Source organism: Plantactinospora endophytica (assembly GCF_016862915.1).
Classification (GTDB): Bacteria; Actinomycetota; Actinomycetes; order Mycobacteriales; family Micromonosporaceae; genus Plantactinospora; species Plantactinospora endophytica.
Genome location: NZ_BONW01000052.1, coordinates 1 through 20370, shown reverse-complemented (window position 1 = coordinate 20370; position 20370 = coordinate 1). Strand labels below are relative to the sequence as shown.

Annotated in this window: 24 protein-coding genes and 1 pseudogene; 11 read left to right on the top strand and 14 right to left on the bottom strand. The window is 66.7% G+C overall.

All coding sequences use genetic code 11. The annotated features are described in order from the left end of the window. Nucleotides 1-72 precede the first annotated feature (72 nt). The 5 genes from Pen02_RS43155 to Pen02_RS40190 form a co-directional block, all read right to left on the bottom strand. On the bottom strand, nucleotides 73-327 hold the full coding sequence (locus Pen02_RS43155; RefSeq protein WP_372445769.1) for an integrase core domain-containing protein: 255 nt from the start codon (nucleotides 325-327) through the stop codon (nucleotides 73-75). 124 nt (nucleotides 328-451) lie between these two features. Beyond that, nucleotides 452-1282, bottom strand: a complete 831-nt coding sequence (locus Pen02_RS40205; RefSeq protein ID WP_275413671.1) for a CHAT domain-containing protein — start codon at nucleotides 1280-1282, stop codon at nucleotides 452-454. A 225-nt stretch (nucleotides 1283-1507) separates the two neighbouring features. Next, complete coding sequence (locus tag Pen02_RS40200) at nucleotides 1508-2041, bottom strand: hypothetical protein (RefSeq protein WP_203871468.1); 534 nt, start codon at nucleotides 2039-2041, stop codon at nucleotides 1508-1510. A 10-nt stretch (nucleotides 2042-2051) separates the two neighbouring features. Then, nucleotides 2052-3557, bottom strand: coding sequence for an RNA-directed DNA polymerase (locus tag Pen02_RS40195; RefSeq protein WP_203871467.1), 1506 nt, complete (start codon nucleotides 3555-3557; stop codon nucleotides 2052-2054). Between the two features lie 219 nt (nucleotides 3558-3776). After that, complete coding sequence (locus Pen02_RS40190) at nucleotides 3777-4139, bottom strand: hypothetical protein (RefSeq protein ID WP_203871466.1); 363 nt, start codon at nucleotides 4137-4139, stop codon at nucleotides 3777-3779. 187 nt (nucleotides 4140-4326) lie between these two features. Here Pen02_RS40190 and Pen02_RS40185 point away from each other — a divergent pair, with 187 nt between their 5' ends. Together Pen02_RS40185 and Pen02_RS40180 are read left to right on the top strand one after the other, a co-directional pair. Then, nucleotides 4327-7632, top strand: coding sequence for a P-loop domain-containing protein (locus Pen02_RS40185; protein WP_203871465.1), 3306 nt, complete (start codon nucleotides 4327-4329; stop codon nucleotides 7630-7632). A gap of 13 nt (nucleotides 7633-7645) precedes the next feature. Next, a complete protein-coding gene (locus Pen02_RS40180; protein ID WP_203871464.1) occupies nucleotides 7646-8335 on the top strand; it encodes a hypothetical protein in 690 nt (229 codons plus the stop codon). A gap of 138 nt (nucleotides 8336-8473) precedes the next feature. On the opposite strand, the gene Pen02_RS40175 is transcribed toward Pen02_RS40180, so the two are convergent. Beyond that, on the bottom strand, nucleotides 8474-8740 hold the full coding sequence (locus tag Pen02_RS40175; RefSeq protein ID WP_203871463.1) for a hypothetical protein: 267 nt from the start codon (nucleotides 8738-8740) through the stop codon (nucleotides 8474-8476). A gap of 165 nt (nucleotides 8741-8905) precedes the next feature. Further along, on the bottom strand, nucleotides 8906-10255 hold the full coding sequence (locus Pen02_RS40170; RefSeq protein ID WP_239142009.1) for an IS701 family transposase: 1350 nt from the start codon (nucleotides 10253-10255) through the stop codon (nucleotides 8906-8908). Between the two features lie 114 nt (nucleotides 10256-10369). Here Pen02_RS40170 and Pen02_RS40165 point away from each other — a divergent pair. Both Pen02_RS40165 and Pen02_RS40160 read left to right on the top strand, forming a co-directional pair. Beyond that, nucleotides 10370-11239, top strand: a pseudogene (locus tag Pen02_RS40165) (IS5 family transposase). A gap of 182 nt (nucleotides 11240-11421) precedes the next feature. Continuing rightward, on the top strand, nucleotides 11422-12312 hold the full coding sequence (locus Pen02_RS40160; RefSeq protein WP_203871462.1) for an IS5 family transposase: 891 nt from the start codon (nucleotides 11422-11424) through the stop codon (nucleotides 12310-12312). A 5-nt stretch (nucleotides 12313-12317) separates the two neighbouring features. Here Pen02_RS40160 and Pen02_RS40155 read toward each other — a convergent pair whose 3' ends face one another. Beyond that, entirely contained in the window at nucleotides 12318-12584 is a 267-nt protein-coding gene (locus Pen02_RS40155; RefSeq protein ID WP_203871461.1) for a hypothetical protein, read from the bottom strand. A 250-nt stretch (nucleotides 12585-12834) separates the two neighbouring features. Between Pen02_RS40155 and Pen02_RS40150 the strand changes: the two genes are divergently transcribed. Both Pen02_RS40150 and Pen02_RS40145 read left to right on the top strand, forming a co-directional pair. Beyond that, on the top strand, nucleotides 12835-13335 hold the full coding sequence (locus Pen02_RS40150; protein ID WP_203871460.1) for a PASTA domain-containing protein: 501 nt from the start codon (nucleotides 12835-12837) through the stop codon (nucleotides 13333-13335). A 186-nt stretch (nucleotides 13336-13521) separates the two neighbouring features. After that, a complete protein-coding gene (locus tag Pen02_RS40145) occupies nucleotides 13522-13809 on the top strand; it encodes a hypothetical protein (protein WP_203871459.1) in 288 nt (95 codons plus the stop codon). A 182-nt stretch (nucleotides 13810-13991) separates the two neighbouring features. Here the strand turns inward: Pen02_RS40145 and Pen02_RS40140 are convergent, their stop codons facing one another. From Pen02_RS40140 to Pen02_RS40130, 3 genes are all read right to left on the bottom strand, one after another. Further along, nucleotides 13992-14321 carry a DUF433 domain-containing protein gene (locus Pen02_RS40140; protein WP_203871458.1) on the bottom strand — a complete coding sequence of 110 codons (330 nt, stop codon included), beginning with the start codon at nucleotides 14319-14321 and terminating at the stop codon, nucleotides 13992-13994. A gap of 108 nt (nucleotides 14322-14429) precedes the next feature. Then, on the bottom strand, nucleotides 14430-14723 hold the full coding sequence (locus tag Pen02_RS40135; RefSeq protein ID WP_203871457.1) for a hypothetical protein: 294 nt from the start codon (nucleotides 14721-14723) through the stop codon (nucleotides 14430-14432). Further along, nucleotides 14720-14965 carry a hypothetical protein gene (locus tag Pen02_RS40130; protein ID WP_203871456.1) on the bottom strand — a complete coding sequence of 82 codons (246 nt, stop codon included), beginning with the start codon at nucleotides 14963-14965 and terminating at the stop codon, nucleotides 14720-14722. The genes Pen02_RS40135 and Pen02_RS40130 overlap by 4 nt, the downstream gene beginning before the upstream one ends. Nucleotides 14966-15188: 223 nt before the next feature. Between Pen02_RS40130 and Pen02_RS40125 the strand changes: the two genes are divergently transcribed. The 3 genes from Pen02_RS40125 to Pen02_RS40115 are packed head-to-tail and all read left to right on the top strand — an operon-like array spanning nucleotide 15189 to nucleotide 16536. Next, nucleotides 15189-15524 (top strand): hypothetical protein, encoded by a 336-nt coding sequence (locus tag Pen02_RS40125; RefSeq protein ID WP_203871455.1) that lies wholly within the window; start codon nucleotides 15189-15191, stop codon nucleotides 15522-15524. Next, nucleotides 15521-15919, top strand: coding sequence for a hypothetical protein (locus Pen02_RS40120; protein WP_203871454.1), 399 nt, complete (start codon nucleotides 15521-15523; stop codon nucleotides 15917-15919). Before Pen02_RS40125 ends, Pen02_RS40120 begins: the two co-directional genes overlap by 4 nt. Then, complete coding sequence (locus Pen02_RS40115) at nucleotides 15916-16536, top strand: hypothetical protein (RefSeq protein ID WP_203871453.1); 621 nt, start codon at nucleotides 15916-15918, stop codon at nucleotides 16534-16536. Before Pen02_RS40120 ends, Pen02_RS40115 begins: the two co-directional genes overlap by 4 nt. Nucleotides 16537-16956: 420 nt before the next feature. Here the strand turns inward: Pen02_RS40115 and Pen02_RS40110 are convergent, their stop codons facing one another. Beyond that, nucleotides 16957-17355 carry a hypothetical protein gene (locus Pen02_RS40110; protein ID WP_203871452.1) on the bottom strand — a complete coding sequence of 133 codons (399 nt, stop codon included), beginning with the start codon at nucleotides 17353-17355 and terminating at the stop codon, nucleotides 16957-16959. A gap of 180 nt (nucleotides 17356-17535) precedes the next feature. Here Pen02_RS40110 and Pen02_RS40105 point away from each other — a divergent pair, with 180 nt between their 5' ends. Further along, nucleotides 17536-17700, top strand: coding sequence for a hypothetical protein (locus tag Pen02_RS40105; protein WP_203871451.1), 165 nt, complete (start codon nucleotides 17536-17538; stop codon nucleotides 17698-17700). A 28-nt stretch (nucleotides 17701-17728) separates the two neighbouring features. Here the strand turns inward: Pen02_RS40105 and Pen02_RS40100 are convergent, their stop codons facing one another. Both Pen02_RS40100 and Pen02_RS40095 read right to left on the bottom strand, forming a co-directional pair. Further along, on the bottom strand, nucleotides 17729-18193 hold the full coding sequence (locus tag Pen02_RS40100) for a hypothetical protein (RefSeq protein WP_203871450.1): 465 nt from the start codon (nucleotides 18191-18193) through the stop codon (nucleotides 17729-17731). A gap of 9 nt (nucleotides 18194-18202) precedes the next feature. Beyond that, the gene (locus tag Pen02_RS40095; protein WP_203871449.1) at nucleotides 18203-18658 is read right to left on the bottom strand and encodes a Panacea domain-containing protein; all 456 of its coding nucleotides are present in this window, start codon (nucleotides 18656-18658) and stop codon (nucleotides 18203-18205) included. 1528 nt (nucleotides 18659-20186) lie between these two features. On the opposite strand from Pen02_RS40095, the gene Pen02_RS40090 reads away from it, so the two are divergent. Beyond that, nucleotides 20187-20370, top strand: a 184-nt coding sequence (locus Pen02_RS40090; RefSeq protein WP_372445768.1) for an IS110 family transposase, incomplete at its 3' end; no start/stop codon positions are given.

Sequence of the window (20370 nt, the reverse complement as noted above, 5' to 3'; positions counted from 1 at the left end):
CACTCGTAAGTCCGGGTCGGGCTACGCGGCCTGGGTTTATTCGCTGATCAGTCCGCCGAGAACCGGTCGTCTTCAAATTTTCGTGGCGGTCGTGGGGCCGGCGGTAGGTGGGAGTGGACCGGGTGGTTCCTGATCGAGGGCCTGGTGTGGACGGTGCTCGTTGTAGTGCGTGGCGTAGTCGGTCAGGACGACGTGTAGGTGCCGTTCGCCGAGGATGAGCATCCGGTCGGTGCACTCGCGTCGGGCTGATCCAATCCAGCGTTCGGCATGGGCGTTGGCCCTGGGCGCCCGCGACAGGGTTCGCCCTGGATACGGCGGTGGCCCCACAAATCGCACTGACCACCCATCGAAGCGAAACCCTACCGCGTTCGCGGGCACGCTCCCAGGGAACGAGGTTGTGTCCCGCCGAGCGTCGCCGGGGCACAGTGACAGATATCCCTGACAGTGGGGACTACGGACCGACGTGGATGAGCTGGGTCCATAGGTGGGGGTCGTTCGGGCATACGGCTCGCCGTACCTTGGTGACGTGGTTCAGAATGCGGGCGGCATTCTCAGTCGTCTCGAAGTCGAGCAGTTCGTCGTAGAACAGGCGCGTGGTGTCGACGCTGATCGCGTCGTCGACCGGCCACAGGCTGCCGATCACGTGCCGGAACCCGGCCAGCTGGAACGCCGACGCCAGGGTGATGACCTCGTCGGCCGCGGCTAGGCCGCCCTGCGCGGTCGAACAGGCGGACAGGTAGGCCAGCTCCGCGGCGCGCAGGCGCAGCCCGCTGATCTGGCGCACGTCGAGGTCGCCGTCGAAGAGCAGCATCCGGCTGCGGAACGACGCGCCCGGTTCGCTCGTGCCGTGGCAGGCGAAGTGGGCCCAGGCAGCCCCGGTCAGGTCGGTCCGGACCTGTTCCACCGTGGCCGCCGGGCCGAGCAGCGTGGTCGCGTGCGGGAAGCGGCCTGCGATGGTGAGGGCCTCCGCAGCGGTACCGGTGAGGTCGGCCGGCTGGGTACCGTCGCGGGCGGGCGTGGTCGGCATCGCGACGACCAGCCGGGTCCGGTCTGTGGTTGGCGGCGATGGTACTCGTCCGGCGTACCCGGCCAGTGTCCGCAGGGTAGTAGCGTAGGAGGACACGACGGAGTCCAACATGGATGGGCCGCCGGGCAGGCCGGCGGCGTGTAGAGGCAGCAGCGTCAGCAAGCCGGTGGGGACCCACCACAGCCGTGGAAGAGGGTCGCCCGCAGCTGGGGCCCGAGATTGGCCTGCCGTGCTGGCGTAGCCGAGCGCGGCGATGGCGCTAGGACGCAGGTGGGTGCCCTGCCGGGCGGCACGTCACAAAACTGCACAACGCGATCGGCCGATCGCTGATCATGGAAGGCAGTTTCGCGTTTGAGTAGACAGACCCGACCTTTGCCCGCCCCGTCCCGCCCGGCCCCCGTATCGGTGGCACTGCGACCGCTGGTTGGCTCGCCACCCCTGACACGTCTACAGGACGGCCCGGTCGGGGCAAGGGCTCTGCTAGGTCTTGGGCGCGTGGAGGTCCAGGAATCTGACGAATCCTTCGCCCACATCGCCGCATCGGCCTACATCCTCGGGCGTAACGAGTACGCGGTCGCCGTCAAGCTGCACTCCGGTGGCCACGATCTGCCTCAGCACTTCGTCCCGGTGCTGGCCAAGTTGACGTTCGGTGAGCCGGCCTAGGCCATGCTCAAGGGCGTTCCGGACTTCGACAAAACCTAGAACGGCCTGCAACTGGGGGTAGGTGGCCAAGTCCACGCCGCCATACTTCTTCCACATCTTGATGCGATCGGTCCATTTCATGATCTGGTTGTAGGCGACCGCCGGCCGCAGGTGGAGTAGCCGAGTGACCGTGAAGGATTCCAGGACAGCGACAAGATCGGTGAGCGCGTTGCCGTGCCGCACCACAGCGGAGCCTCGGAGATGTCGACCGCTGTGACCGTCCGGCGCTCCTTGTGACAATCGCAGCAGCATACGGTAGTCGGCGACACGGATGGCGAGCTGCCCGAGGGCCGCCTCGCCAAGAGCGGTCATGCCGGCGGTGCTAGGCACCGGTGGGCGCCCATTCATACACCCACCGGTGCAGCGGATTGTCTTGGGTGACCGCTTTGCTGATGCGGTTGGGGGGCTTTGTCAACGCGATGGCGGCGACCAGCAACGGTCGGGCAGTAGCACCCGTCCGGTCGTACAGACGAAGTAGCTCGTCAGCGTTGATCTGGCCGTGGCGGGCGAGGGTGAGGGCGGCGTACGCGCGCGGTGTCGGGGCCTGCGCGCCGAAGGCCTCGTGAACCCACTCGATTCTTCGCTTGGCGCCGTCACCGGTCCCGAAGGCTGGGTTGGAAGCGATCGCCGACTGTAGCCACCACGACTGCCAGTCGTTCAGGTAAGCCCTGGAGGTCAACAGTTTGTCGAAGGCGGCGATCACTGGAGCGGGATCCGTGCGTCCTGCAAGGTACCGGCAGACCGCCGGCGTCATCTGCCGGGCGAATCGCAATATCAGCATGAGGTGCTTCAAGAGTTCGGAGTCTGTCGTAGGTTCCGTCTCCAGCGTCGCCAATGCCGAGGACAGCAGGTCGAGCAAAGCTCGATGTTCCTTCACTCGCCTCGCTGCGATCTGACTGCGACCACCGACCTTGGCCCACCGCTCGACGATCCGCGCGGCGGCTTCTCGGTCGACATCGGTTGGGTCCGGCGGCTGTGAAACGACCTCGTCGCCGTACGGGTCATACTCGATCAACGTCAGGTCATATTGAGCGTCGGCGGCGATCTGCTTGCGGAGGTCCTCGGCCTCATCCAGGGAGCGCTGGTAGGTGGAACGCTTCCAGGTGAGGGTCTTGAGATCATTCATCGTGAGGCCGAGCCGTCGCGTTTCCTCGGAGAAGATTTCGATCGCGCGAATTGCATCGGACCAGGACCGGCAGGTGAACCGGAAGTCGTCGTTGTACCTGCCTGCCTGGATTCCTCGGCGTACCAACACCCGCTCTAAGCGGTCCAGCAGGGCTTCTGCGAGCAGGTCGCTGGCTGCCGATTGTTGCGGAATCCCATACGTCCGGCCTTGAGTGGTCGAGAGAAGGTCGCGGAGCGTGTTGACGGCGGCGTGCTCGCCTACCTGTATCAGCAGCTCGTCCATGAGGAGGTTGTGGTCGATGTACTGATAGCAGGAGGCGATGTCCGTGGCGATGATGTACGAGCCGTCATACTCCAGCGGCGCCCGTCTGAACGCAGCCCATTGCGTCTGTCCACGGTCTACCGACGGCAGGGAGGGTTCGAGGTGCATGGCCAAGGCGCCGTAGAGGACCCGGGTTGGCAGGTCCCAGACCGCTACTGGGCGGACCCCGTGGTTGATCTTGCTGACCGCGACCGTTTCCTCTGTAGACGGCGTAAAACGGCCGCCCACGACCTGCTGCACCCACGTCGCCGCCTTGGGGCGGCGTTGGGACAGCGCTTGCAAGGCGCCGTTCTGTGGCAGCATGCGCGGGGGCTTGTCGATCTCCCGGTCTAGAGAACCGGCGAGATCAATGCCCTGCAGCAGGGTGGGGTCGATCTCCACCACTCAGGTCTACAGCATCTGACGCGGTTTAGGAATTGTGGATCAGAGGTCGGCGGCGCTCCACTTGCCTGCTCTCCCTACTGGTCACGGCCTGATCGTCGCTCTCATCGCTGGCCGTGGTTGCCCGCCGCCGGCCGCCACAACGGGCACGCCGCCGGCGACACGCGCAGCAAATTTGCCGTGTCGCGGTGGACGGGTCCATCACGACCTCTGAGAGGCTTACCCAGCTTGTCCCCGGCCGGTGAACCTCGTACGGATCAGCGCCGTGTTTTTTCCGCCGACAGCCACGGAGGCCGGCCCGGTCGCGCTCACCCCGCCGTCCGGAGCAGGCGCCGCCGATGGGATGGTGCCCGTGGCCTCGGCGATTACCTCGCCGGTGTTCGTCCCGCCGATCGCAACCGCACCAGCCCCGCTAGCGTGCGCATCGGTGGCCTCGTCATCTTGGCTCGAAGGTATGAGATACGGCGCGATCAGCGCTAACAGTGCCGCGACCGCGCCAATGCCACTCGCGACCTTGTCGGCCTTGTCTAGGCCCACCGACATCAGGTACGTGACCAGCCCGCCTACCAGCAGAAGGCACACGAGCCGTCCGGCCCACAACCAGCGACGACCCCTACGCGCCATGGCGACCTTCCTCCGGCCTCTCCAATCAGTCTACGAACACGGTCCAGTGGCCGAGGTGGCGCGGTGCACGCTGTCCTCCTTGGACAGCATCACATAAGCTCAAGGACTCTCTGCCGCACGTTCGATCTTCGTGGAGCCAGCAGTCGTGATCCTCGGCAAACGCCAGCCGGCCGCGCCACTAGCGGTGGGCGATGGCGCCGTCTCTGTGGGTGGCGACAACGCCGGGCCGATTACGACCAATGTTCTCCAGATCACTGGGCTGGACTCACGGTGGGCGGCGCAACCGGTCTACCTGGAACAGGTGCGACGCATCGCGCCTCCGGAGTTACTTGACCGCGAGGCTGAGCTGGCCGAGCTGACAGCCTTCTGCACCGAGGCCGGCCGGGGACCGTACGCCTGGTGGCGCGCCGATGCGTGGGCCGGCAAATCCGCGCTGCTGTCGACGTTCGTGTTGCATCCACCAGCCGCGCTGACCGCCGCCGGTGTGCAGATCGCGTCTTTCTTCATCACCGCCTGGCAAGCCGGGCAGGACACCCGCGAGGCGTTCACCAAGGCCGTACTCGGCCAACTGTGCTCGCTAACCGGCAACGATCTTCCGACCGTAGCGGACGACGGCACCCGAGAGACCTTGATGCTCACTCTGCTTCGCGAGGCCGCAGCGGCGCGGCAGGAGGCCGGTGGAAGGCTTGTCCTGGTCGTCGACGGCCTAGACGAGGAGCGCGATGCCTCCCTCGGCCCGTACACCAACAGCATCGCCGGGCTGCTGCCGGCCGACCCGCCTCACGGCATGCGCGTCATCGTCGCGGGCCGGCCGAATCCGCCCCTTCCCGCCGACGTGCCCGGCTCACATCCGCTGGGCGATCCGAGGATCATCCGTCGGCTTGACGCTTCGCCGCACGCTGGTGACAAGGGGCGGCTCAGCCGGGCCGAACTTCGCCGCATCTTGAAGGGGTCGGAGGTCGAGCGGGACCTCCTCGGTCTGCTGGCCGCGTCGCGCGGCGGTCTCTCCCAGGCCGATCTGCGTGAGCTCACCGGCGCGGATCTTTTGACCGTCGAGGACGTCCTGCACACCGTGGCCGGCCGGACCTTCACCCGCCGAGGCGGCGTTTGGTCGCCCGAAGCCGGCGAGGTCTACCTGCTCGGTCACGAGGAACTGCAGCGGACCGCCGTCGATTACCTCGGCCCACAACGCCTCGCCGCCTACCGCGAGCGTCTGCACGTGTGGGCTGACACCTATCGCGGTCACGACGGCGGCACACCGTGGCCGCCCAACACCCCGGAATACCTGCTAAGGGACTATCCGCGAATGCTCGCCGAGATCGGCGCCACGGAGCGGTTGATCGCACTGGCGACCGATACCGCCAGACAGGATCGGATGCTCGATCTCAGCGGCGGGGACGCCGCCTTGCTGAACGAGATCCTCGAGGCCCAGAATCTCATCATGGGTCGGCCCGAGCCGGATCTGGCAGCGCTGGCGCGACTTTCCCGCCACAGGGCTGCCCTGCAGGCGCGTAACGCCGCCATCCCAACCAACCTGCCAGCACTGTGGGCCACGCTAGGTCACCCGGTCCGCGCCGAATCACTCGCGCACAGCATCCCGAACAAGAACCAGCAGGTGCAGGCCTTGGCGGAGACAGCCCGGGCACGCGCGGCCGCTGGTGACAGGGCCAGCGCCGCCAGATGGGCCACCGACGCCGCCCAGGTGGCGCTGACCATCACCGATCCGATTGGCCAAGCGAGGGCATTCGCCGAGGTCGCCGGTGCGATGGCGGCCGCCGAAGATCGGGGGGAGGCGGACAGGTGGGCCCAGGCCGCGTGGCGGGCGGCCGCCGAGGTGCCGAGGTATGCCGACCGTGACGGCACGCTGGCAGGCATCGCCCGCACGGTCGCAATCGCGGGCGCCCTCGATCAGGCGGAGCTGATCGCGGCCTCCGTGACAGCCGGGAGTCTGCGGTCGCAGACGATCGACGTGATCGCCCGGATCCGTACTGCCGTCTCCGGTACGGCCTATACGGGCGGGGCTGGGATAGAGCAGCAGCAATCGGCGGCCGTGACCGCTGGCGATCCGGGCCGAGCTGAAGAGGTGGCCCTTGGCCTGCGCCGGCCAAGCGAGCAGGCGCAGGCGTTGGCGGCGGTCGCCTTGGCGGCCGCGGCGGAGGATCACGAACGAGCCCGAACCCTGGCCGTGCAGGCCGAGCGGATCGCCCGCGCAATCTCGAGCTACGACTGGGATGCCGCAAAGCTGACGGTCGTCGCCCGGGCAGTGGCCATCGCGGGTGACGCCGACCGGGCGGAACGGATCGCCAACGCACTGGCCGATCCAGATCGGCGGATCCAGGCACTATCGGAAGTCGCCGTAGCTGCCGCCGGTGACCCGGACCGGGCAGAGCGCATCGCAGGGACGATCCCCGCGGTTTACCGGCGAGCCCTGGCCCTGGCGGCGGTCGCCGAGACGGTGGCCGGAGCTGGTGACCGTACCCGCGCCGCGACGTTGGCCCGGGCAGCTGAGCAGGTCGCGCGGACCGTCCCGGCGGCGTCCCAGCAGGCGCAGGCGTTGACCGCTGCCGCCCGGGCGGCAGCGGTGGCCGGTGACTCCGAGCACGCGGAGACGATTGCCTGCCGCATACCCGATCCGGGCGATCGGGTCAGCGCACTCGTGGAGGTCGTCGGGGCGGGGCGCCGGGATCGTGCCCTCAGCGTGGCGTTTATGGCCGAGGAGGCAGCCCGGACTGTCATCGCCCGTCACCGAAGGACCCGGGCCATGGCCCTGGTGGCCAAGGCACTGGCGGCAGCCGGCGATCAGTCGCGTGGCCGGGACTTGGCCGCGAAAGCGGCCGAGGAGATCGCTCCCTCTTCCCATGGGCGTCGAGAGACCTCGGTCCTGGTCGACATCGCTGGTGCTCTCGTCGCTGCCGGCGATGTCGACCACGCCCTTCAAATCGCGGTCACAATGGTTCGGCCGGGCGATGCGCCGAACATCTTGGCTGAGGTAGCACGCGCATTGGCTGCGGACGGGTACTGCGACCGTGCCGAGAACGTCATCAACTCCTTGCGTCTTGGTGTACGCGTTGTGTCGCCGGAGGTAACCGAGGTCGCGCGACTGGTTGCGGCTGCGGGCGACAACGAACGGGCGGAACGGATCGCGCGCCGCGTCGATCCGGCTTTCGGTGATCAGGAGCGGGCCCTGGCGGCGGTTGCGGTGGCTACTGCCCCCCGCGACCCAAGACGAGCGGAAGCGGTCGCCGGCACGATCACCCGACCTGACCTGCGGGCCGAGACGCTGGCGGAGATCGCCCATGTCATGGGATTGCCGGCAGGCCGGCAGCTCTACGCGCGGGCCTTCATTCTGGGATCGTGGTTGACCCCGCTCCCGGCACTAGCCGAACTGCAGCCCGGCCTAGTCCTTCGAATCACCGAAGGCTACGGCGACAACCCATCGCCTACCCCGTGAGATCGAGCCGACGATGACCTCAAACCGTGGCACCCGAGCGGAACACCAGCGGGCGTCGCCGGCCGCCCGTGGGGCGACGGCGAGCGCCTGGGATTCTCGCCGCTGGTTGCTGCCCGTGTTCACAGCCGCCGGAGTGGTTGGTCTCGCCGTCTTCGGCGGGTTCCTGATGTTGGCTGGACTCGACGTCGCGGACAAGATTGCCAGCATCGTCGGTGTCTTTATCGCCCTGATTACCGGAGGCGCCGCGATTGTCGGCTGGCTGATGCGGAACCGGCCGACAGAGGACCGGCCTTCGCCGTGGGGCATCGACGTGGCAGACCTTGTCAACGAGACTGGTCCGGCAGGTTCACTGCCGGACTGGCCGCAGAGCTTCCCCGGATACAACCTGGGCGTGCAGGGCAACACCACTGTCCGGGTCTTCGGCGGCGAAGGAGGCCTCGCTACCATTCCAGGTTTCCCGGCCACGATGAACGGCTGCGCGCATCAGAGGTTCCTTATCAGGTGGCGCAGCCTCGGTGACGTCCCTATAGCTGCTTCTCTGGTTTCCGCTCCCGACCTGATCACTGTCGAGCCGGCGGCGTACGGTACGGCCGGATGGATGTCGTCTCATGGTTGCGGACAGCCGGCGTGGGGGATCGTCCACGATGACAGTCGAATCGAGGACATCAGCGTCACCTGGCAGGTGTGGGTACCGACGGCCTGACCGCGCAGGGAGATGTGCTACGCCTTCGACAGGAGAAGCGTGTTGGGGGTCGTGCCCCGGCCAAGCGCCGGGGCACCAGGGTCTCTCGCCTCCGTGCGCCTCGTGTCGAATCCGACACGTTCCACGGAACTGCACTGCCTAACGGGGATGGTGGTCCCACCGCGTGCAGTAGGGGCATGTGGGCAGGGTCGGCTTGTCGACGTTGATGCGGACGCCGCCTTGGTCAGCCCGGTAGGCGAGTTGCTGTTTGGGTGTTCGCAGGCCGGTGAGGTGGACCATCGCCTCTGTGGCTGCGAGTGAGGCGACGGTGCCGTTGATGGTGACCACGGAGGGTCCGGTGTGGTCGAGGGCGTCGGCAGGTACGCCATAGATCACGGCGTCGGTCGCCCGTTCCTCGTTGGTCATTGCGGCCCGGCGGATCTGCCGCTGGTCGAGGTGGCCTAGTAGTGCTTTGTTAGGTCTGTCGATGTCTGGTGCGGTGTTGGGGTTTGACGGTTTGGTGGCAGGTTGTGCATGCGCCGGTCCAGGTCGCGAGGAGGTATTGAAGCTCGCGGATGGTGGTGTAGAGAGTCAGGCCGGCGCAGCCGCTTTTGGGTCGTGTCGTAGCAGGGTGATGAAGAGGTGGGCGGCGGTGACGAGGGTGACGTGGCGGTGCCAGCCTGTCCAGCTGCGGCCTTCGAAGTGGTCGAGGCCGAGGCCGGTTTTGAGTTCGCGGTAGTCGTGTTCGATCCGCCAGCGGGTCTTGGCGGTGCGGATCAGGTCGGCGGGTTCGGTGTCGGCGGGTTGGCTGGTCAGCCAGTAGGTGACGGGTTCGGGCTGGTCGTCGGGCCATTCGGCGATCAGCCAGCGTTCGGGCAGGGTGCCGTCGGGGGCGCGGGGGATTCGGTGTCCGGCCGGCCGGACGCGCAGGAACACGAATTGTGAGCTGAGGGTGCCTTTGCTGCCCTCGCGCCAGGTGACGGTGACTGCCGCGTCCCGGCCGGCCTCGCGGACGTGTTCGGCGACGCTGACCGCGTCGTCGGGGTAGTCCGGACTGGTCCGGGTCGGGGGGCGGCCTCGTGCGGACCGGGTCCGCTCGACCGGTGTCGCGTCGGCGGGGTGGGCAAGGGTTTCGCGTTTGACCTGGACGCTGTAGGCGATGCCGCGTTCGTCGAGCGCGGCCCGGAACGGGCCGCTGTCGCCGTAGCCGGAGTCCGCGGCCACTACCGGCGGCCGGAGCCCGCGCCCGGCCAGTCCGTCGATCATCTCGACAGCGAGCATCCACTTCGGACGATGGCCCTCGTCGTCCGGTATCCCGCAGGCACGCCGCCGGGCCCGGGCGGTCTCGGTCGCGACCCGCGCGACCGCCTCGAGATCCACTCCGCCCGCGTCCGTGGCCGAGGCCGCTCGCGGAGCATTGATCAGCGTCTTGCGCCGTTTGGCTTTGGCCGCTTTCACGGCGGCCGGTCCGGCCTTGACCGGATCCCACGACTCGGGCAGGAACAGCCGCCAGTCCAGCGGACACGAGGCGGCGTCGGTGACCGCGTGGACACTGACCCCGATCTGGCAGTTCGCGACCTTGCCCAAAGTGCCGGAGTACTGCCGGGCCACGCCCGGCGAACCGTAGCCGTCCTTCACGAACCCCGTGTCATCGACGACCCACGCGACCGGATCGACGACCTCGACGGCCCGGCCGGCCAGCCGCGCCCGGACCGCCGTGGTGTCCCACGTCGAGGTCGTCACGAACTGCTGCAACCCCTGATGATCCACACCGAGACGCTGCGCCATCGGCTGCATCGACTTCCGCCGACCGTCAAGCAGCAGCCCACGCAGATACGTCACGCCCTTGACCCGCTGATCCGACCTGGCCAAAGGCGCGAATATCTCCGCGGCGAACGCCTCAAGGCGTCGCCGCACAACCGAAAGCTCGTCAGGAGTCACCGAGGCATGAAACTACCCGCCCCGCCCGGACGACCCACGACACGCCAACCCAACAAAGCACTACTAGGGCGTGTCCTGTCGATCATGTAGCGGTGGGTCGTTGACCATGTTCTGGTGGTACGTCGTGGTGAGGTGACCGACGAGGCGTGGGCGGTGATCGCGCCGTTACTTCCCGAGCCGGGGACGCGGTCTGGGCGGTGGCGGGATCACCGGCAGGTCATCAACGGGATCTTGTGGAAGCTGCGTACGGGTGCGCCGTGGCGTGACCTGCCGGAACGCTACGGACCGTGGAAGACCTGCCATGAACGCTTACGGCGGTGGACAGCCGACGGCACCTGGGATCAGGTGCTGGCCGCGGCGCAGGTGCATGACGACGGCACACCGGTGCAGTGGACGATCAGCGTCGACTCGTCGATCGTGCGGGCGCACCAGCATGCCGCTGGCGCCCGCAAAGAAGGGGCTGTCCAGCCAGTGCGGCGACGCCTGGTGCGCAAGATGGCGAGGCCATCGGCCGATCACGCGGAGGGCTGAGCACGAAGATCCACCTCGCGGTCGACGGACACGGCCGGCCGTTGTCGATCCTGCTCACCCCGGGGCAGGCCGGCGACAACCCCCAACTGTTGGCGCTGCTCGACCAGATCCGGGTCAACGAATCCGGACCAGGGCGGCCCCGCAAACGTCCTGACGTGCTGATCGCGGACAAGGGCTACGCCCACGACTCCACCCGCCGTGCCCTGCGCGCTCGCGGAATCCGGCACGTCATCCCGGAACGCTCGGACCAGATCGCCCGCCGCGCCGCCAAGGGCAGCAACGGCGGGCGACCACCAGCCGTTCGACCGCGCGGTATACAAGAAGCGCAACGTCGTGGAACGCTGCTTCAACCGACTCAAGCAATGGCGCGACCTGGCCACCCGCTACGCCAAACGGGCATCCCTGTACCGGGCCGGCCTCGTACTCATCGCCACCATCATCTGGCTCTCATGACCGCTCGGATGCGTCATCCAGGATCACAAGCCCGTTCAGCTCACCGATGACCCGCAGGTCTAAGGCGTGTTTCGTAAGTCAGGCCGGCTGCGTCGAGGTCACGGCGTGGCGGTGATCGACAACTGAAGAGGTCTCCGGTATCTGGTTCTGCGACCAAGCAAGAACTTCATACCGGAGACCTCGTGCCCAGCGTAGCGGTGACGAGGCGGCACGACCTGACCGACAGGCAGTGTGCTGTTCTGGCTCCGCTGCTGCCTGCCGCGTCGACGACAGGTCGTCCGCCGAAATGGGAGAAACGGCAGCTCATCGACGGGATCCGCTGGCGGATCCGGATCGGCGCCCCATGGCGCGATGTCCCGGCCGAGTACGCGCCCTGGCCCACCGTCTACGGCCTGTTCCGCCGCTGGCAGCGTGACGGCACCTGGGACAAGATCCTGACCGCGTTGCAGGCCGCCGGCGACGCGGCCGGCCGTATCGCCTGGACGGTGAGCGTGGACTCGATGACCAGCCGCGCCCACCAGCACGCCGCCGGCGCCCGCACCGGCCACTTGCAGAAAGAGTCGCCCGGCGGCGTGCACGACGAACCAGCCGACCACGCGCTGGGCCGATCACGCGGCGGGCTGACCACCAAGACTCACCTGGCCTGCGAGCAGGGACAAAAGGTCCTGTCGATGATCGTGACCGCCGGACACCGTGGCGACAGTCCGCAGTTCATCCCCGTCCTGCGCCGCATCCGCGTTAGCCGCCTCGGCGTGGGCCGGCCCCGTAGCCGCCCCGACCTGGTCCTGGCCGACAAGGCCTACACCAGCCGAGGCAACCGCGCCCATCTCCGTAAGCGTGGGATCAAGGCCTGCATCCCCAGCAAGACCGACCAGGACGCCCACCGCAAAGCCAAAGGCTCCAAGGGCGGGCGGCCACCCGCGTTCGACAAGGACCTCTACCGGCTACGCCACGCCGTCGAGAACGCCATCAACCGGCTCAAACGCCATCGCGGCGTCGCCACCCGATACGACAAGTTGGCAGTCCGATTCCAAGCCGTTCTGACCATCACCATCATCACCGAGTGGCTCTGACCGGCTTATGAAACACGCCTTAGATCCCAACGTCGCGCGAGATCGGTGATCACCGCGTACTCCTCACCTGTCAGCCGGACCCGGTAGTCGAGGGCGTTGACGCAGAGCGTCTCCAGCCCGAGTTGCTCCTCGCCCGCCATCACATCCACCAGCGAGTCCTCAAGCCGTGGATCGAGAGGTGCACCCATCTCGGCCTCAGCCTGCGCATCCGCCCGTCCCGACAGCGCCTCGACCAGACACTTGAAACGCCGGCGATCCTCGGTCCAGTACACGACCGAAGCATGTCATGACCAGGACCGCCGATTCATGATCGACAGGACACGCCCTAGTCCAGCGGGTTGTCGCCACGCCATCGCCCATCACTGAAAAGCCACACGACGTCCCCTCCGGCTAGGACTACGTCGTCCGTTGGCGTGAGGGGGCCGAATAGCTGACCCCCGTCCAGGCGACAGACGGTTAGCTGACCATCACGCACCCGATCATCGGCTACCAGACGCGACCCGCCGTCGGAACACTGCGACGGTGACTTACCAACAGGAGCCGCACACCCCGCCGCCCGCGAAGAACAACCGCACGCTCATAATCGCCGCCGCAGCCGTAGGCATTGCCGTCGTCCTCGTCTGCGGAGTCTGCGGCATCGTCGCCATGGTCACCGGCGGCGAACCCTCCACCTCAACTTCGGCGACGAGCGAGGCGAAGGCGTCGTCGGCACCGGTCGTCACACCCGTGCCAACCACACCCGCCGCCGCACCGACAACCGAAGCGCCGCCGCCGGCACCCACGACGCCGGCCGGTCCAATCAAGGTGAAGGTGCCGAACCTGGTCGGGAAGAACGCCGCCGTCGCCGAGGACGAACTACGGGCGCTCGGGTTCACCCGGATCGACTTCGGCTCGGAGGACGAGGAGGACACGTTTGTGATCCTGAGGGCGAACTGGACGGTGACGAAACAGTCGGCGAAGGCTGGCACGTCGGTGCCGGTGGACACGTTGATCGTGTTGACCTGCACGAAGAAGCAGAGCTGATCGGTGCAGCGACGGAGCCCGGCACCATCGTGTCGGTGCCGGGCTCCGTCGTACCGGTGACCGTAGATCACCCAACCGTCGCCAACCGTGGGCAACCAGCCGACCCCGCACGATCCCCGAACCCGAGGTCAACACACGTCACGCCGGAGTAGACAGGAGGAACACCGCCGATCAAGGGAGATCGCGATGCCCGCGCACATGCTGCCCGACCCCGAACAGACCGCCTACTTCCTCGGCCAGATCACCGACCGGCGAGGCAGGGCACGGCACGGCGGCATGTCGTGGGCTATGGGCCGCATGCACCATTGGGCGATCGAAGCGTCCCGCACTCATGCCGCCGGCTGCCAGGTCGACGACTGTCAGACGTGCGCCCAATTCATCACTGCCCTGTCGTTGTGCGCGGCGGTCGCGCAGACGGTACCGATGACACCGACGCAGCGGGCGCGGCTTGCGGAGTTGCACGAGCAGAACTGATCAGCGCAGCGGGCGGGGCTCCAGGAGGTTTCGTCCATCCCAGCGCCTGTGGATGACAAGCCATGTCGCGCTGCCGTCCGGCCGCGTCACCGCCTCGGTCTCCGCCCCGCATGGGCAGCCGTACGTGGCGTGCCGGTCGGACTCATCGGACGGGATGACGTATGGGTCGTCAACCTCCACGATCAGGCCGCCGCCTGCTCGGTCAGCTCGTCGCGGCTCGGCGGGTCCGGCAGGGCGTCCACGTCCAGCGGCTCCCAGCCACCAAGCGCGGCATGAACCTCGGCCGCCCAGCCGCCCCACTGGCGCTGAAACTCGCCCTGAATGCCCTCATGCCAACAGGCGAGCAGCACCTCGCGCCGGGTCAGGCCGAAGTCTTCGACGACGTCGTTGACGCTGTCTCCACCCATGACCCGTCCGGCGAGGGCTCCGGTCGTCACGCCCTTGATCTGAGGGCGTCCGAACGCGAGGGCCGGATCAATCACGACCACGGGCCGGTCCTGGTCGGCGGGCATGCCCTCAGTGTGCCGCACCGTCGTACCCTGCGCCTACGGTGCTCGGCGGGCGGCTCCGGCGTTGTCCCGCACCATCACACGTGCCGCCGGAGCCACCCCCCGACCGCGTCAAGCCACAAACATCGGGCGCGGGCCGATGGCGGCGTCGAGCTGTTCAGCGACAACCAGCATGTCGGCAGCCCGGACTGTGTCGCCCGAGCCGATGAAGTCGGCGGACATGAGGTCAACAAGCGCCTTGACCACCGGATCGTGAGGGATCGACTGCTTGATGGCGCCCAGGGCGGCGTCGAGAACCGGCAAGGCGATGCCCTGAACCTCCTGTTCCGGGTCGCGTTGAACGAGCACCTGCAACGACTTGACCAGCGCAGTGACTCGACGCTTTGCGTCGTACGGGTAGCTCACAACGCCTCCTCGTGTTCGTACCGCTCGGCTTCGATGCCGGCCTCGCGGAGCTGTAGCAGGTTCATCCAGTGCCCGCACGGCTCGACGGTCCAGGTGACGTCGATGGCGTCGTTGGGGATGAAGTCGGGTGGGGCGTCTCTGAACCGGAGTGCGGTGGCGGCGGACAGGGTCATGAGCCGGATCAGGCCTTTGATGGGGGCGGTGCAGGTGGCGCACCTGCCGCGTTGCAGGCTTTCGCTCATTGCCCGAGCCTTGCTCGCCGCGTCCGGGGGCGGTACCGGTCGGTAGCGTCACGATCACGAACGAGCGTTCAGGGTGGGGTCGGCCGCAAGACCCACACCGGCGTTGGCCTCAACCTTTCGTCATGGATCGAACGGACCCAGCAGCCTCCACCAGACGGGCAACGGGCTGTCGGACCGGCGACAGTCCATGGAAGCCCGCAGGTTGCTGCACCACGATCGCCGGATGGAGAAGTGGGAGTACGGCGAACTGCACTTCGTGCGCCTCACCTCATACGAGCCCCGACCCAACTCGCCAAGCCGACAAACCGAGCTGATAGCCGTATACCTGGGCGGCAACCGGGTCACCTGGTCGCAATGGGACCGATCCTTGGTCGACGTCCAAAACGAACTGGGCGCCGAGGGGTGGCAGGTCTCTGCCGTTCCGGCAAAGTCCGACGCCCATCAGTGGATCAAGGAGAAGGCAGACGAGCAGCCAGTTCTCAAGGATGAGAAATGGACGGCAAGCCTCGACGTCGTATACCCAATGCGGCGGCGGACGATCGTGGCGGATCCGGCATGACCGACGACACCTACGATGACGTTGACGAAGACCTCGACGACGCCGACGAGCCACCGATGCAGCGGCCGATGGCGATCACCTCGGTCGCCGTCATCTACGGGCTCCTTGGCCTCTTCGGCGCCCTCATCGCCGCGACAAACCTTGGTCTCGGCACCCAGTGGAGCCTGCCGACTGGGATCCTCGCAGCCGCGTACGCGCTCGCCTGCTGGACAGCCACGGTCGCATTGTTCCGCCGCAGGAGGTACGGGTCGTATCTGGCGTTCGGCCTGGCCCTCGTCATGGCCCTGATGTCGCTGACCTCGGTCGGCTTGGCGTTGTGGGGTCTCGGCTGGCTCGCCGTGGTCATGGCGTGTCTGATGACGCGGCCGGCGAAGGACTGGCTCGGGTTCGCATGAGCCCGCAGACAGACCTGCTGTTGTCCGCAGCGGAAGATCCTAAGGTCACCGACTGGATGCAGGGTTGGGGCAGCGTCCTCGGCGTAGCTGTCGGCTTGATCGCATCCGCAGCGACCGCAGCGCTGCTCGTCTACGAAATCCGGGCTGGCCGGTGTGCACGCGCCGAGGCAGCCCGGGATCGAGCCGAGGCAGCCCAGGACCGAGCGCTGGCTGTCGCAGAGCGACGAGACGCGGTCGCAGCCCAGGCGCGGACGGTGGTCATTAATGGCATCCACATCAGTAACCTGAGGACCGGCATTCTGAAGCGTTTCGCCTTCACTGTTGCCAACTATGGGTCCGGCCCGATCCTCGACGTGCACCCGCAGGTCGTCATTGACGGCGATACCGTGGACCGGCTCAAGTTTCGCGGGTCGGCAGCCCTCGGGCCGGGCGAGAAACTGGAATTGGAAAAGCGGTTCCAGTCAGCATTCGCCAAGCTCAAAGATGGTGAGCCGATGCAGGACGCCGAACTCGCGGAGCACATCACGATCGAAGTTCGCTTCACCGACATGGCCGGGCTGCGATGGCTTCGCCAAGACAGCGGACAACCGCAGCGCATCTTGAAGGACGAACCCTAACGGCCGGGGCTCCCGCGCAACTTGCTACCCCGCGACCGGAGCCGGTCCAGGTCGTCCGGTCGGGGTTCGCGGAGCGACGCTCGGCAGCGCCGGTCAGGATGCGCGATGCAGCCTCGGCGAAGAGGCATCCACCGTCGGCCGGCGGGTCCAACGGTCTGAAGTCGCTCGCCGCGCGACGCTCGCCGGCGGCCTGGTGCCGCGCCAGCCACTCGTCCAGGCCCTCTCGGGTCATCGGCGCACCGGTCGGCTTCGGTCGGGCCAGCAACTGCGCCTTCAGCGCTTCCCGAATGTCGTCGTCGGCCAGCGACGCCGGCTCCAAGCCCTCCGCGCCCCAGCACTTCGCGTCAGCCCGGTACCAGCCGGGCCACTACCGATCGTCGGCGATCTCCCGCAGCCGAACAGCGAGCGCGCTCGTGTCGGTCATCGGTTCTTCCGCTCCTGCGCCTCTCGTCGTAGTTGTGGAGCCTCATACTCGACGCCGTGCGCAGCGCGTGCCGCCACCATCTCAACCATGCCGCGCTCGACCAAGTCACCCGCTGACAGTTCGCCGATAATGTCGCTAATCGCCGCCGCCTGGACGGCAGGTGCCCACCGGGAAAATAGATCCATCAACTCTGGGAACGTGTCAACCTTCATGAACGGCGACGTGTTGAGGGTGTCGCTCATCGCGATTAGAAATCCACCGTCGGCGTGCCGCCACGACTTGATTGACAGGCTGTCGGTGTACTGCCCAAGAGGCATGAAGGGCTTCCAGCCGATCGACTTGAGGTAGTCGTCGACCGCCGCTCCATCAGGGCAGTTGGCGAGAACTTCGGGCATCGGCACCCATGATCCGGCCCGGTAGTGGAGGTCGCTCCTATCGCTGTTCGCAAAGGGGTCGGAACCTGCGGCGGCCATATCAATCTCCTTAGCTAGGTTTCAGGTGAGCAGGATTCACGGATCGTGGACACTTCCACACAGTCCGTTGAACCTACCGCCTGCGCGTCGTAGCCTGCCCAGATGCCGGACGCCCTCACGGGACTCCTCGGACTCGCCGTCGTCATCGCCGCCGCCGTCGGCCTGTGGAAGTGGGCCCACCGCGACGACGACGTGTGGATCGACGACGACGGCTGCGGCAGCTACTACTACGAGGAGTGGGGGGAGTGGTACGAGGAGGAGCGGTGACCTGCCTCGACCTGCTGCGCCGCCCTCGTCACGACGACGACGGCCAGATCTCGTGCTTCGGATCCCAGAACACGGCGTAGAACTCCGGATCACGCCGGAACCCGTACAACCGGCCGGCCCCGCCGATCCGCAGTCGACTGACACACGTCTCGTCCGCCAGCCCCAGCTCCTCCAGGCGCTTCCTGGCGTCGCGGTTCGGTAGCCGTGCCGGCTCGCCGTAATCCTTGCCCAGATCGCCGGAAAACACTCGGGCCGGGGTCATGCCCTCCATGTCCCGCAGGCGCATCATCAGCGTCACCAAGGCATCGGGAGTGGATGCGCCGATGCACCACGGCCCCTGGTAGTCGAACCGGTTCCAGCGGACCCGGAACAACGTCTGGTCGACCGCGACGAAGCCCCTCGCCGGCGAGGCGGCACCAGCCGGGACAGCCTTGCGGGGAGGACCCGTCTGGATCCTCCCCGCCGGTACCCGCTTCCCGGAGCCCTTGCCCACCAGGGCAGGCTACTCGGTTTCAGCCGTCGCCAGGGTCAAGTAGAACTCGTGCATCGCCGCCGTCGTGATCTCGGCCGTGCCACGGTCCATCGGGGACAGCCCGGCGGACTCCCGGGCCTGCTGCCACGGGTCTTCCCGATGAGTCAGGTCCGACAGTTGGTGGGCCGTCATGCCGCCGTAGAAGTCGAGGACGGCGTCGACCGTCTCCCGCTCCTCGGGCGTCAGCGCGTCCGCGTCGCCGGTGATGTCGCCCGCGTCGAGGTTGAAGCAGCCCCGGTGCATGCGGTACAGGTCGGTAATGACTGGCCCGTTCGCCCACGCTTCGATGCGGGCGTCGAACAGCGGCTGGTCCTCCCAGACGAGGTTCCATGCCTGCGCGTAGTAGCAGAGCTTTTGCAGCTTCATCGCTGTGATCGGGCCGCGCTGGTCGAGGACGTACGCTGCGACGTCTTCGATTCGTGCCATGCTGATCACCTCCGGGATGGGGGAAGTCCCGTGCCTTCTCCTTGAGGAGGCGGTCACAGGGTAGCGGCTGCATACGACTTTCTTAAGCCCAACGTTACACGCCAGTGACTGGGGACGGTCTGTTTTGCCTGCTCAACGGGCGGTTCGTCCGTACTGGCAACTGACGTGATCTTGTTCATAGACCGGAGGACCCTCCCCTCGGGCCGACGACCGGGAGTGTTTCGCCAACGGTGTTGCAAGACATCCAGGCGAGGCGCAACGCCACGCACCGACGGCGCACGTGGACGAGCCTGACCACTTCCGACTACGGGAAGAGGTCGCCTCCACGACACAACCCGGGCGATGACCTCTTCCGAGTTTCGGAAGATGCCACCACCCCGCATCGCGCCTGATCAGAACCTTGATCAAATACGTGTCCCGACCCGCACCTTCGAATCGAAGGCGACAGAGATCATCTCGGCGACTGCTCCCAAATCTGCCCCCAATGAAACGTTCAGCAGGTCAAACGCTCGTTACCCACCACTCCCCCGAACCTCACTCTGCCAGGAGCGATAGACAGCAGTTGAAGTCCGTTCAGCGCCGTTGCGCGCAGTTGTGTCAAGGAACACCGACCAACGCTCTGACCAGCAACGATACAAGGGGGCCAGATCGGCCCGATGTCGATACATGCAGGTCAAGGTAGCTGAGCGCCGTTCGACGCGGTTGGGAGCACAGCTTCGCTCCCGATTTGCTCCCCAACAACCCTGCTCCACGACCCCGCAGCCGCCCAAAATCTTCTCCCAAAGTCTGTCGAGGCTATGGAGACTCGCGCCCACCCCGACGGCCTCACTGCCGCTAGGTCATACCGGAAACGGATCGGCCTCCCGCCGACACACACAGCGCGCCGGGCTCCAGGGTCCGGGGTTAGGGGTCGGGCGACGCCGCTACCATCACCTACCATCGATGCGACAGGCCCGCGCCATCCTGCGGATTAAGAGTCTAAAACAATTTACCTCTTCGTTTAGGGTTGCGTCTGCCACAAAAGTGTCCGTCCACAGCTTCTCCACTCCGACCACGTCCGGGTGCATCCGCCCAGGTCTTGGCCCTGCAGCCAAGCAACATCGAGCCTAAGCAATGACCAGCACCCTGGATGGGTCCCAGAATTCCACCTGCATCCGAACGACTCCGCGCCAGTCCCCCGGCGTTCGAGCACCCACGGAGCAACCACATCCGTCCATCCCAGGGCGATCACGGCTGGTCGCGTGGCGGCGATTTGATTAGATAGCTCCGAAATTGAGTACTTTTGATTTGACCTTAGGCGAAGACATGGCATCCGCGCCGCAACAACACGGAGCCCCAGTCGTTGTGCAGGTGAGCCCAGAGGGATCGGGACTTGCCTTAAAGGACAGTGCCTACAATGGCCCCATCTTACACCGACACCCCGACCCTACCCTGCCGCCGATTCAACACTTCGAGACTGTTGCGAACAATCGCCCCCCACTATATGTGGCACGGATCGGGGCGCACCTGGACTCCTGAATAACATCAAATGGAAGGAATGCCTGTGGTATCACTGTGGGCTGGCGTCGATGTCGGCAAGACCCACCACCACGTCTGCGTCATCGACGATGACGCCACCGTCATCCTCTCCGAACGGCTCCCCAACGACCAGCACACCATCAGCAACCTCCTCGACCGACTGACCGGGCGCCAGCAGCCGATCCGATGGGCGC